The organism is Flavobacterium sp. HTF (genome assembly GCF_003105115.1).
In the GTDB taxonomy this organism is placed as follows: Bacteria; Bacteroidota; Bacteroidia; order Flavobacteriales; family Flavobacteriaceae; genus Flavobacterium.
In genome coordinates this window covers 16982-30394 of the sequence record NZ_QETH01000053.1, presented here as the reverse complement: position 1 = coordinate 30394, position 13413 = coordinate 16982, and the positions used below count along the sequence as shown (strand labels likewise).

Here is a 13413-nt window from a genome sequence, read left to right as displayed (position 1 = left end):
TTTGAAGACAACGCGGAAAGTTTCTTCGGTAATTTCAATCCAGTCTTTTTTTGAAAAAGAAAGTAAGTCGGGATTAGGATTAAATAATGGTTCTGAATGTGGTTTAGAAAATCGATTCCAGGGACAAACATCCTGACATGTATCACAACCAAACATCCATTCATCAAATTTTCCTTTCATTTCAAAAGGAATATTTTCTTTTAGTTCTATTGTATAATAAGAAATACATTTACTGCCATCTACGACATATGGCGCAACAATTGCCTGGGTCGGACAGGCATCAATACAAGCAGTACAAGAACCACAATGATCGGTTGTCGCATAGTCATATTCCAAATCCAGATCTAAAATAAGCTCGGCAATAAAATAAAAAGAACCAATTTTTTGCGTCAGCAAATTGCTGTTTTTGCCAACCCATCCCAAACCACTTTTTGCCGCCCATGCTTTATCTAAAACAGGAGCAGAATCAACAAAAGCCCGTCCCGATACTTCGCCTATATTTTCTTGTATAGAATGTAGAAATTCTTTTAATTTTTCTTTAATAACCAAATGATAATCCTGCCCGTAAGCATACTTTGAAATCTTAAAACTTTCACTGTTTTGAGAAGTATCAGGGTAATAGTTAAGTAAGAGTGATACTACACTTTTTGCATCGTCAACCAAAAGCGTTGGATCTAAACGTTTATCAAAATGGTTGGCCATGTAAGCCATTTGTCCATTATGGTTTTTGTTGAGCCAATCCTCTAGCCGTGGCGCTTCTTCTTCTAAAAAACCAGCTTTAGATATTCCACAAGACATAAAGCCCAGCCTTTTTGCTTCAGACTTTATAAACTTAGAATATGTTTCTTTAGAATTGATCATCATCTTTTTGAAAAAACAACTTTTACATCAACGGGTTTTAATGTAATTAATGGATTAAAGCCAGCAGTATTTTTTAGGGAAATAATATGGTGATTTTTAACAATGTGGGAAATAACCAAACACATTTCATAAATAGCAAATCCGGCTCCGATACACATTCTTGGTCCGGCTCCAAAAGGATAAAAATATTGCATGGAAATTTTCTTTTGATCTCCAAGAAAACGTTCCGGAATGAATTCATCCGGATTATTCCAATATTTAGGATTGCGATGCAATTCATAAAATGAAACTCCAATTAAAGTTCCTTTTTTTATATTAAATTCTCCTAAAATATCATCTTCAACATTTTGTCTGTCCGTAATCCACGCTGGTGGATATAATCGCATAGATTCATTTAAAACCGCATTAGTATAGGTCATCTTTTGCAGTTGTTCGACAATATCTTCTGTTTCTGACTCAATTTTAGTAATTTCTTCAAATACCTGCTGTTGTACTTCCGGATTGTTACCCAAAAGAAAGAGAGTAAATGTTAAAGCGTTTGCTGTTGTTTCGTGTCCTGCTATAAATAGAATTTTAATTTCATCTATTAATTGGCTTATAGACATTCCTTCTCCGCTATCTTCGTATCGTGTTTCAAGAAGCATGTTTAGCAAGTCATTAACTTCATTTTTAGAAGAAGTTCTTTCTTCAATAATCTGCTGAATGATTCTGTTATTTTCCTCTGCAAGCTCAAGATGTTTTTTTACCTGCCCACTTACTGAAAACCACCAGGCTTTATGCGGTAGCCGAATTTCTTTAATCAGAAAGTTTTGAACTTCTTCGATAATAAATTTAATCCGGTTTAATTTTTCTTCTGATATCGAAAATTGAAATAATGATTTGGCAACAACATTAAACGCTACTTCACTCATTACAGGAAAAAGATCAACCTGTTCCTCTTTCTGTAAATTATCTAACTCCGAGACAATAATGCTTTTCATATTTTCAACCAGCAAATTCATCTTTTGTTTATGAAAAGCAGGCTGAATAAGTCTTCTTTGTTTTAGCCAAAATTCACCATCAACGGTCAAAAGTCCTTTACCTAAATATTTTGACAGATAGACTGATTGAAACTTAGACTTGTGATAATTTTTATGATTTTTCTGCAATATATATTGTGCAACATCATTGTCTCTTGATAAAATGATATGCCTTGATTTTCCAATTTTAATGGAAAAAGAATCGCCAAATTTATCAAAATATCTTTTGTGAAACGGTATAGGATTTCTACGGACACCTTCAGCATCCAATAAAAATCTGGCAATCGAAAGTTTTGGCGGATAATTATATTTATTCTTTGACATTCTATTAAGAATTAAAATAATCCACCCTGAATATTTGTGTTTATTTTACCCAAATGTTTATACGCTTTCTCAGTAACCTCACGACCTCTTGGAGTACGCATTATAAAACCTTCCTGGATCAGAAACGGTTCATATACTTCTTCAATTGTCTCGCTGCTTTCACTAACCGCGGTTGCCAATGTAGACAAACCAACAGGACCGCCTTTGAATTTATTTATGATTGTAAGTAAAATTTTATTATCCATTTCATCAAGCCCATGTGCATCAACATTTAGCGCTTTTAAGGCATAACGTGCAATTTCAATGTCAATTGTTCCGTTCCCTTTTATTTGCGCAAAATCTCGAACTCTACGCAATAATGCATTCGCAATACGAGGTGTCCCCCTACTGCGTCCTGCAATTTCAATAGCAGCATCAAGAGAAATTGGCATCTTTAATATGGAGGCACTTCTTTCAACAATAGTTGTTAAAAGTTCAGTAGTATAATATTGTAAACGGGAGGAAATTCCAAAACGGGCACGCATTGGTGCTGTCAATAATCCTGATCTTGTTGTAGCTCCGATTAAAGTGAAAGGGTTCAAATTGATTTGAACGGTTCTGGCGTTTGGACCAGATTCTATCATAATATCGATTTTAAAATCCTCCATTGCAGAATAAAGATATTCTTCGACAATCGGACTTAAACGATGGATTTCATCAATGAATAAAACATCTCTCTCGTCTAAATTGGTAAGCAAACCTGCCAAGTCACCAGGCTTATCTAAAACTGGTCCCGAAGTAATTTTAATTCCAACTTCAAGTTCATTAGCCAAAATATTAGCTAATGTTGTTTTACCTAATCCGGGAGGTCCATGAAAAAGCGCATGATCAAGTGCTTCGCCGCGCTGATTAGCAGCTGCGACAAAAACTTTTAAATTTTCCAAGACTTGGTCCTGACCGGCAAAATCATCAAATGACAGAGGACGCAGTCTTTTTTCCAGATCTAATTCTTCTGAGTTGTATCCTTTTGTAGTAGGATCTAAGTTTTCATTCATTTTACAAAGATAGGCAAAGTAATCAGTTTGAAAAATAGTATTAACAGAGAGATAGAATTTTAACTAATGCAAAAAAGGCTATCCAAATTGGATAGCCTTTTTAATATTTTAGTGGTGTAAAACTTCTTCACCTTCTTTCATTGGTACATTTTGAGGAACAAAATCTACATCATGATTTGGGTTACTGTAGTCATACGGCCAACGATATACGTGAGGAATTTCTCCTGGCCAGTTACCGTGGATATGTTCAACCGGAGTTGTCCACTCTAAAGTTGTAGATTTCCATGGGTTCTGTACTGCTTTCTTGCCGTAGAAAATACTGCTGAAGAAATTGTATAAGAATACTAATTGGAATACACCTCCTACAAGAGCGAATGTTGTAATTAAAACATTCACATTTTGTAAATCATCAAATAATGGGAAGTTTGTATTTGTGTAATAACGTCTTGGTAAACCAGCTAATCCAATAAAGTGCATTGGGAAGAAAACTCCATAAGCACAAACTGCAGTTACCCAGAAGTGAATATAACCTAAGTTTTTATTCAACATTCTTCCGTACATTTTAGGAAACCAGTGGTAGATACCAGCAAACATTCCGTAAAGTGCAGAGATACCCATTACTAAGTGAAAGTGAGCAATTACAAAGTATGTATCGTGAACGTTAATATCTAAAGTACTATCTCCTAAGATGATTCCGGTTAAACCTCCAGTAATGAAAGTAGAAACCATTCCAATAGAGAATAACATTGCAGGGTTAAATTGTAAATTCCCTTTCCATAGAGTCGTAATCCAGTTAAAAGCCTTTACAGCAGATGGAATTGCGATCAATAAAGTTGTAAAAGTAAATACAGATCCTAAGAACGGGTTCATACCTGATATAAACATATGGTGACCCCATACAATAGTAGATAAGAATGCAATTGCAAGAACTGACATAATCATCGCTCTGTATCCAAAGATTGGCTTACGAGAGTTTGTAGCCATAATTTCAGAAACAAGACCCATCGCAGGTAAGATTACAATATAAACCTCAGGGTGTCCTAAGAACCAGAACAAGTGCTCAAACAATACCGGAGATCCTCCTTGGTAATGCAAAACTTCACCAGCAATATAGATATCAGATAAGAAGAATGAAGTACCAAAACTTCTATCAAAGATCAATAATAATGCAGCTGATAATAATACCGGGAAAGAGATAACACCAATAATAGCTGTTACGAAAAATGTCCAGATAGTAAGTGGAAGTCTAGTCATAGACATTCCTTTTGTTCTTAAATTGATAACCGTTACAATGTAATTTAAAGATCCCATTAATGAAGATGCGATAAAGATAGCCATTGAAACTAACCATAAAGTCATACCAGTTCCAGATCCTGGAATCGCTTGTGGTAAAGCACTTAATGGTGGATAAATTGTCCAACCTGCAGAAGCCGGTCCAGCTTCAACAAATAAAGAAGACAACATAATAACAGCAGATAAGAAAAACAACCAGTATGAAATCATATTCATAAATCCAGAAGCCATATCTCTTGCTCCAATCTGAAGTGGAATAAGTAAATTACTAAAAGTTCCACTCAAACCAGCCGTCAGTACAAAGAATACCATTATGGTACCATGTATTGTTACTAAAGCCAGATAAATATCATTAGCCATTACACCATCAGGTGCAAATTTATCTCCTAATAAAACATTAAAGATTTTGAAAGACTCTTCCGGCCATGCTAATTGCATTCTGAAAAGCAAAGACATTGCAATACCGATTATACCCATAATAATACCGGTAATCAAATATTGCTTAGCAATCATTTTGTGATCAATACTAAATATATATTTAGTAATGAACGTTTCTTTATGATGATGTTCGTGCTCGTGATCGTGTCCATGATCGTGATCGTGCGCTTCTGCTGACATATATGTGTACTTTAAATTTTCTTAATAAATATTATTTCATAGCAACTTTAGCTACAGCAGCTTTCACAGTATCAATAACCGCCTTAACAGTATCTTTAACAGTGCTGTCTGTAGTTGTTTTAGCTCCTTCAACTGCAGCTGGTTTTTCTGCCGCAGCAGCAGCTTTAATATCCTGAGCTAAAGTAGTTTTTTCGCTTAACCATTTTTTATAATCTTCTGGCGTATCAACAACAACTTTCATTTGCATGTTGTAGTGTGAAGCACCACAAATTTTATTACATAATAATAAGTAATCAAATGTGTAAGGATCCAAAGCAGTTCCACCTTTTGCAACTAACTCAGCACTTTTCTCTGCTCTTAGTTTATTGATGTGTGCTACTTTTTCTACCATAAAAGGCAATTCTCTGTACTCAGCAGTTGTATATGTAGGTACAAAAGCAAACTCAGTAACCATTCCTGGAACACAGTTCATCTGCGCTCTGAAATGAGGCATATAAGCTGAGTGCAATACATCCTGAGAACGCATTTTGAAATGTACTTTTTTCCCTTTAGGAATATGTAATTCACTTACTACGATATCATCCTCAGAGTTTTTATCTGACATATCAACACCTAAAGTATTAACACCTTCGATTAAACGTACGTTTGCTTTTCCTAGAGTATTATCATTTCCTGCATATCTTGCAGTCCATTTAAATTGTTGAGCATATAACTCTATTTCAATAACATCTTCATCTTTATCAACAAACATAATGTTGTTCCATGCATACAATCCGTAAAGAATTAAACATGCTAACACTACAGATGGAATAATACTCCAGATTGCCTCAAGTTTGTTACTATCAGCAAAGAATAATGCTTTTTTGTCTTTATTTCCTCTATTTTTAAAAGAAAACCAATATAATAAACCTTGTGTAATAAATTGAACAACAAAAATTAAAACCCAAGTAATATTCATTAAGTTGTCTACTAAAAGTCCATGCTCAGACGCAGGAGTATGAAGTGCCAAACCACCCCATTTTAGTAAGCCATAAATCGTAAATATATAAATGAATGCCAAAAAGCCAAACATAATATATCCCTGAATATTATTATCATTATCTGATGCAACCTGAGAATCGTCCGAAGATGATCCAACTTGAGTAAGATCAAATATCTTGGTCAATTGCCATAATGCAACTGCTAATAAAACTAAAACTATAATTACCAACAAACTTGTCATCTGTTTATTTCTTTAAATATTAATAATGAAAATGTTTACTTTCTTCAATGAAAGGATTCCTTTTTGCTAACAGAGGAGCTTTAGTTAATGCATTAAATACAACAAAAATAAATAAACCTAAGAAGAATAGAATCGATGCAATTTCAGGAACACCAATAAACCATTTATCTCCAACTGTACCTGGCATAATCATATTAAAGAAATCAACATAGTGACCTAGTAAGATAACAACACCTGCCATTACAATTACCCAATTAAGACGTTTGAAATCTGTATTGATTAATATTAACAATGGGAAAACAAAGTTCATAACTACAGCACCAAAGAAAGGCAAGTTATATAACTGAATTCTTGTTACAAAGTAAGTTACTTCCTCAGGAATATTTGCGTACCAAATTAACATGAATTGTGAGAACCATAAATAAGTCCAGAAAACACTAATACCAAACATAAATTTAGCTAAATCATGAATGTGGCTAGTATTTACATACTCTAAATATCCTTTTGATTTTAAATAAACTGTTACTAATGCAATAGTAGTAATACCACTTACAAAGAAAGAAGCAAATACATACCATCCGAATAATGTACTAAACCAATGTGGATCAAATGACATAATCCAGTCCCAAGACATAATTGATTCAGAAACAATGAAGAATACTAAAAATCCGGCAGACATTTTAAAATTCTTTTTGTAGTATAGATCATCCGTAGCTTCGTCTTGAGCTAAACAGTTCTTTCTTGAATAAATTCGATATAAATTCCATCCTAATAAAAAGATAAAAGCTCTTGCTATCCAAAATGGGAAATTTAAGTAACCTGCTTTTCCTGCAATAATTGCATCGTAGTTAGGATTACCCTGTTCTGTAACACCTTCACCTAACCAAACAAATATATGATTAAAATGCAATCCACAAAGAACTAAAATAATAAAGAAAATTATAGAACCTGCTGGTAAAAAAGCAGTAATACCTTGCATAACTCTAAACAAAACTGGTGACCAACCTGCCTGAGCAACTTGTTGTATAGCATAAAATGCTAAAACCCCCATAGAAAGTAGTAAAAAGAAAATACAAGCAACGTATAAGGCAGACCAAGGCTTATTTTGCAATTGGTGCAATACGTGTTCTAAATGTTTTTCGTGTTCATTTGCTCCTGAAACTTCTGCGTGCTCAGCTCCTTTATGAGAGTCATGTGCCACTTCTGCAGTTTCATGATGTCCAGCTTCTTTCTGAGATGCCTCCGCTTTCTCTTCATGCGCTGCACCATGGGAACCATGAGCATCTGCAGCTAGTATTTTTTCAACTTCTTGAATATCTTTTGGCGCACTTAAAAAACCATACCCAATTCCTAATAAACCAACGGCCATTAAGATGATAGAAAAAGTTTTTAATTTACTTGAAAATGTATACATATCTATTACGATCAGTTTGTTCAACAATTATAATTGGCTTTTTAGTTTTAGAACATAGTCAGCAACTAACCAACGTTCGTGGGCACTTAATTGATTTGCATGTGAACCCATTGCATTTAAACCATAAGTTTCTACGTGAAAGATACTTCCTTCAGTAATTTCTCTGTCTTTATAGCTAGGTACTCCAAGAAATTTTTCTCTTTCAACCAATTTACCTTTACCGTTTCCAGTTGCACCATGGCAACTGATACAATAAATTTCGAAAAGTTCTTTTCCTTTTCCGGAATTTCTCTCGATAGAATCCAAAGGCGATTTCAAATTAGCTTTAGCCAATTCATAACCAGCAGTTGAATTTTCATATTCATAAGGTTCAAAACCTCTATTGATAGTTCCTGCAACAGGAAGCTGTCCTTCTTTTCCTCCCTTAAATATATTTGCTTCTGTATAAGGCTCGTAAGCAACAGATTCATACATATTTGGGAAATACTGATAGTTTGGTGCCGAATTATTGTGGCAAGATGAAACTAAAATAGTTATACCAACTAAAAGTGTTATTTTATATATCCTTTTCATAGCTACAATTAATTCTTTTCTATTACTTTAACTTCAACAGCTCCTGTTCCTTGAAAGAAAGAAACCAATTCAGCCTCGTTATCATTCACGGCTACTTCCATTAAAAAATGATCATCCGTTGTTCTTACATCTGGATTTTCAGCTTCTTTAAATGGCCATAATCTACTTCTCATATAGAAAGTAATTACCATTAAGTGAGCTGCAAAAAATACAGTCATCTCAAACATAATTGGCACAAAAGATGGCATATTCTGAATGAAACTAAAACTTGGTTTTCCACCAATATCCTGAGGCCAGTCATGGATCATGATATAGCTCATCATAGTTGTAGCAACAGAGATACCAACACATCCATATAAGAAAGCACATATAGCTAATCTCGTTGGTGCTAATCCCATTGCTTTATCCAATCCGTGAACTGGGAATGGAGTAAAAACCTCTTCAATATGATGATGTGCAGCTCTGGTTTTCTTTACTGCATCCATCAAAATATCATCGTCATTATAAATGGCGTATATTACTTTATTACTCATGATGTGAATCTTTACTATTTGCTCTTTCTCTAATGTAATTATCTCCTGTTCCTTTCAAAATTGTTTTTACCTCTGCCTGAGCAATTACAGGGAAAGTTCTTGAATACAATAAAAACAATACGAAGAAGAAACCAATTGTACCGATGAAAATACCAATATCTACAAATGTTGGTGAAAACATTGTCCAAGAAGATGGAAGGTAATCTCTATGTAAAGAAGTAACAATAATTACGAATCTTTCAAACCACATTCCGATGTTTACTACAATCGAAATAATAAATGAAAACATGATACTTGTTCTTAATTTTTTAAACCACATAAATTGTGGAGAAAAAACGTTACAAGTCATCATTGACCAATATGCCCACCAGTAAGGTCCGGTAGCTCTGTTTAAGAATGCATATTGCTCATATTCTACTCCTGAATACCAAGCTACAAATAACTCAGTAATATAAGCTACACCAACAATAGAACCAGTAATCATGATAATGATATTCATTAATTCGATATGCTGTAATGTAATGTAAGCTTCAAGGTTAGAAACTTTTCTCATAACGATCAACAAGGTATTTACCATTGCAAATCCTGAGAATACCGCTCCTGCAACGAAGTACGGAGGGAAAATTGTTGTATGCCATCCCGGAATTACAGAAGTAGCAAAGTCCATAGATACAATTGTATGTACAGAAAGTACAAGAGGAGTAGCTAAACCAGCTAATACTAAAGATACTTCTTCAAAACGTTGCCAGTCTTTTGCTCTTCCACTCCATCCAAAACTTAGGATAGAATATACTCTTTTATTGAAAGGTGTTATTGCTCTATCACGTAGCATTGCGAAATCAGGTAATAAACCAGTCCACCAGAAAACTAATGACACTGAAAGATACGTAGAAATTGCAAATACGTCCCAAAGTAACGGCGAGTTAAAGTTTACCCATAAAGATCCAAATTGATTTGGAATAGGTAATACCCAGTATGCCAACCATGGACGTCCCATGTGAATAATTGGAAATAAACCTGCCTGAACTACTGAGAAGATAGTCATTGCTTCTGCAGAACGGTTAATCGCCATTCTCCAACGTTGACGGAAAAGTAATAATACTGCAGAAATTAACGTTCCTGCGTGACCGATACCTACCCACCAAACGAAATTGGTGATATCCCAAGCCCAGCCAACTGTTTTATTTAATCCCCATGTTCCGATACCGGTAGATACAGTGTAAATAATACAGCCTAATCCCCAAAGGAAGGCTATTAATGCGATAGAAAATACAATCCACCATTGCTTATTTGCAGGTCCTTCAACAGGAGCAGCTACATCTACTGTTACGTCGTGATAAGATTTATCACCTATAACTAAAGGTTTTCTAATGGGTGCTTCGTAATGAGACGACATAATCCTTTATATTGTTTCTAATTAATAATTATTTTTACTAAACGTTTCTAACTTTAACATGATAGAAAACGTTTGGTTTTGTACCAACATGCTCTAATAAGTGATACATTCTTTCACTTTCAGCAAGTTTAGCAACTTCACTTTCTTTATCATTAACATCTCCAAATACCATTGCTCCAGAAGAACAAGCAGCTGAACATGCACAAGCATTATTAAATTCGTCTTTAGCTACTACTCTGCCTTCACGTTTTGCCTGAAGAATAACAGCCTGAGTACTTTGAATACAGAAAGAACATTTTTCCATAACTCCACGAGAACGAACGTTTACGTCTGGATTTAATACCATACGACCTAAATCATCATTCATGTGATAATCGAATTCACTGTTTTTGTTATACAAGAACCAGTTAAAACGACGAACTTTATAAGGACAGTTATTTGCACAGTAACGAGTTCCTACACATCTGTTGTAAGCCATATGGTTTTGACCCTGACGACCGTGAGATGTTGCAGCAACAGGACAAACTGTTTCACAAGGTGCGTGATTACAGTGCTGACACATAACTGGCTGGAAAGCAACCTGTGGATTATCTCCAGGTTTTTCCATTTCATTAAATGTAGATAATGAACTAGATAAACCAGCGATGTTTTCTTTTCTTTCATTATCACCTTCGAAAGTACTTTCAGAAGAATAGTATCTGTCAATACGCAACCAGTGCATATCACGGCTTCTTCTAACTTCTGCTTTACCTACAACTGGTACGTTGTTTTCAGCATGACAAGCAATAACACATGCTCCACATCCTGTACAAGCGTTTAAGTCGATTGAAAGGTTAAAGTGATGTCCTGTCGAACGATCAAATGACTCCCATAAATCTACTGTTGTAGCTTCAACTTCCTGGTGATCTAAAGATACCATTGGTTGTTCATTCCAATGTTCAGCATCTTTAGAATTAAAAATTTCAAGAGTGGTTTCTTTAATAATATCCCCTCTACCCATTAATGTTTTCTGACCCTGAACACAAGCAAACTCATGTTCTCCATTTGCTTTCGCAATAGAAATAGCCTGAACACTATTAAAGTTTTTATATAAAGCGTAAGCATTTAAACCTACTTGCATTTCTTCTTTCAAAGCTGCTTTACGACCGTAACCAACAGCCAAACCTACTGTACCAACAGCCTGACCTGGTTGAACAATTACAGGAACGTTTTCTAACTTAGCACCATCAGCTGTTGTAATTGTAGCATAACTACCATTCAAACCACCGTTAGCAACAATTTCATTTGTTAAACCAAGTTTTTTAGCATCTGCATTCGAAACAGTAACATAGTTATCCCATGAAACTCTTGTGATTGGATCAGGAAACTCTTGTAACCAAGGGTTATTAGCCTGTTGTCCGTCACCCATACCAGTTTTAGTATACAATACTAATTCGAATTCTCCAGCAGGTTTTGATTTTGAAACTGCATTTGCAGCAGCTGCATAATCAACGGCACCTGCAGATAAAGCAGTAGAACCAACTACAAAAACACCATCGTGTAAAACCTTGTTCCAAGAAGAACCTGCAATAATACCAGCTGAGTTAGCTTTGATATAATCATAAAAAGTTCCAGGGATTCCATTTAACGATAATAAAACGTCTTGAAATTGTTTCGTATTGAATATAGGACGAATAGTTGGCTGAGTCAGACTATAAGTCCCTTTTGTTATTTCGACATCACCCCATGCTTCTAAATAATGAGCAACCGGAGCAGCAATTGTAGTAACAGATGCAGTTTCATCTTCTTTTAAAGAGAAAGCAACTGATGTTTTTACTTTTTTCAATCCAGCTTCAAAAGAAGCAGAATCTGCTAACGTGTAAACTGGATTAACACCACTCATAATCAAAGTATGAACACTACCTGCATTCATATCTTTTACTAATTGAGCTACAACCGCATTAGAACCTTTTCTAATTTGTCTTGTACCAGCAGTATTAAAAGCTTCACTAGCCAGTGCCTGATTGATAGCCAAAACTAACAATTGGGCATTTTTATCTTCAATTCCAGATACTAAAACTCCTTTTGAACCAGCAGCTTTTAATTGCTGAGCAGCTTTAACAACTTCTGTTTTGAATTTAGCTTCTAACGAAACCGGAACAGAAGCACCTGCAACTATATTATATATTTGAACTAAAGCTTGTTTTTGATCAGCAGTACTCATTGGAATACGCTTATCTGCAGCAGCTCCAGATAAAGTCATGTTTGATTCGAATTGGAAATGGCGAGACATTTTCCCATTTTGAGGAATACGTCCTTTTGCATATCCTGAATCATATCCACCACCTTGCCAGTCTCCTAAGAAATCAGCACCTACAGAAACAATTAAAGAAGCTTTTGAAAAATCATAATCAACTAAAGCTCTTTCACCGTAAACTGTTTGGAATGCATCTAATGCGTCAGATGATGAAACTGCATCATAAACAACATGTTTTGCATTTGGGTTTTTAGCAATAAAATCTGCAATTAATTTTTCAGTAGATGGACTTGCTAAAGTATTTGTTAACAAAACTACCTGACCTCCTTTTGCTTTTGCCTCAGCTATGCTAGATTTAATTTTTAAATCTACAGCAGACCAGCTAGTATTTTTACCAGCATCTTTTGGCTCTTTCAAACGCATACTGTCATACAATGACAAAATAGACGCATGAATTCTTGCATTAGCTGAAAAGTTAGCTCCAGCAATAGTATTGTTTTCAATTTTAATTGGACGACCTTCACGAGTTTTCACTAAAAGGTTTGCAAAATCAAAACCATCAAAAACAGTTGTTGCATAATAATCTGCAACCCCAGGAATGATTTGTTCTGGTTGTAACACATAAGGGATAGACTTGTGAACCGGACCTTCGCAAGCAGCAAGTGTTACCGCTGCAGTACTAAACCCTACGTACTTTAAAAAGTCACGACGTGAAGTTCCAGATGTTGCTAAAGCATCTGCATTTCCTAAGAATTCATCAGTAGGAATTTCTTCAACAAATTCGTTATTTCTAAGCGCCTCAACAATAGAACCATTTTCTAGTTCTTCAACACTTTTCCAGTATTTTTTGTTTGATGACATTGTATATAAATATTAAAATCTTAATAATT

At 34.9% G+C, this 13413-nt stretch carries 10 protein-coding genes; all 10 read right to left on the bottom strand.

All coding sequences use genetic code 11. From position 1 onward, the window contains the following. The coding region (queG, locus tag DCO46_RS15160) for a tRNA epoxyqueuosine(34) reductase QueG (RefSeq protein ID WP_116753355.1) at nt 1-861 on the bottom strand (861 nt) is incomplete at its 3' end. Then, nucleotides 861-2204 carry a cytochrome P450 gene (locus tag DCO46_RS15155; protein WP_116753354.1) on the bottom strand — a complete coding sequence of 448 codons (1344 nt, stop codon included), beginning with the start codon at nt 2202-2204 and terminating at the stop codon, nt 861-863. The genes queG and DCO46_RS15155, both read right to left, overlap by 1 nt. Before the next feature lie 11 nt (nt 2205-2215). After that, nucleotides 2216-3238 carry a Holliday junction branch migration DNA helicase RuvB gene (ruvB, locus tag DCO46_RS15150; protein WP_116753353.1) on the bottom strand — a complete coding sequence of 341 codons (1023 nt, stop codon included), beginning with the start codon at nt 3236-3238 and terminating at the stop codon, nt 2216-2218. Nucleotides 3239-3346: 108 nt separating this feature from the next. Continuing rightward, entirely contained in the window at nt 3347-5149 is a 1803-nt protein-coding gene (locus tag DCO46_RS15145) for a cbb3-type cytochrome c oxidase subunit I (protein ID WP_116753352.1), read from the bottom strand. 31 nt (nt 5150-5180) lie between these two features. Further along, nucleotides 5181-6371, bottom strand: a complete 1191-nt coding sequence (locus tag DCO46_RS15140; protein WP_116753351.1) for a cytochrome c oxidase subunit II — start codon at nt 6369-6371, stop codon at nt 5181-5183. 19 nt (nt 6372-6390) lie between these two features. Next, entirely contained in the window at nt 6391-7785 is a 1395-nt protein-coding gene (locus DCO46_RS15135) for a quinol:cytochrome C oxidoreductase (RefSeq protein ID WP_116753350.1), read from the bottom strand. Nucleotides 7786-7812: 27 nt separating this feature from the next. Beyond that, nucleotides 7813-8358 (bottom strand): c-type cytochrome, encoded by a 546-nt coding sequence (locus tag DCO46_RS15130; RefSeq protein ID WP_116753349.1) that lies wholly within the window; start codon nt 8356-8358, stop codon nt 7813-7815. A gap of 8 nt (nt 8359-8366) precedes the next feature. Then, the gene (locus DCO46_RS15125) at nt 8367-8891 is read right to left on the bottom strand and encodes a DUF3341 domain-containing protein (protein WP_116753348.1); all 525 of its coding nucleotides are present in this window, start codon (nt 8889-8891) and stop codon (nt 8367-8369) included. After that, nucleotides 8884-10287, bottom strand: coding sequence for an NrfD/PsrC family molybdoenzyme membrane anchor subunit (gene nrfD / locus DCO46_RS15120; protein WP_008466839.1), 1404 nt, complete (start codon nt 10285-10287; stop codon nt 8884-8886). The genes DCO46_RS15125 and nrfD overlap by 8 nt, the downstream gene beginning before the upstream one ends. 37 nt (nt 10288-10324) lie before the next feature. Continuing rightward, on the bottom strand, nt 10325-13384 hold the full coding sequence (locus DCO46_RS15115) for a TAT-variant-translocated molybdopterin oxidoreductase (RefSeq protein WP_116753347.1): 3060 nt from the start codon (nt 13382-13384) through the stop codon (nt 10325-10327). Nucleotides 13385-13413 lie beyond the last annotated feature (29 nt).

Coding starts and splice junctions, on each gene's coding strand:
- DCO46_RS15155 (WP_116753354.1), bottom strand. CDS start 2,204: ATGTCAAAGAATAAATATAATTATCCGCCAAAACTTTCGATTGCCAGA.
- ruvB (WP_116753353.1), bottom strand. CDS start 3,238: ATGAATGAAAACTTAGATCCTACTACAAAAGGATACAACTCAGAAGAA.
- DCO46_RS15145 (WP_116753352.1), bottom strand. CDS start 5,149: ATGTCAGCAGAAGCGCACGATCACGATCATGGACACGATCACGAGCAC.
- DCO46_RS15140 (WP_116753351.1), bottom strand. CDS start 6,371: ATGACAAGTTTGTTGGTAATTATAGTTTTAGTTTTATTAGCAGTTGCA.
- DCO46_RS15135 (WP_116753350.1), bottom strand. CDS start 7,785: ATGTATACATTTTCAAGTAAATTAAAAACTTTTTCTATCATCTTAATG.
- DCO46_RS15130 (WP_116753349.1), bottom strand. CDS start 8,358: ATGAAAAGGATATATAAAATAACACTTTTAGTTGGTATAACTATTTTA.
- DCO46_RS15125 (WP_116753348.1), bottom strand. CDS start 8,891: ATGAGTAATAAAGTAATATACGCCATTTATAATGACGATGATATTTTG.
- nrfD (WP_008466839.1), bottom strand. CDS start 10,287: ATGTCGTCTCATTACGAAGCACCCATTAGAAAACCTTTAGTTATAGGT.
- DCO46_RS15115 (WP_116753347.1), bottom strand. CDS start 13,384: ATGTCATCAAACAAAAAATACTGGAAAAGTGTTGAAGAACTAGAAAAT.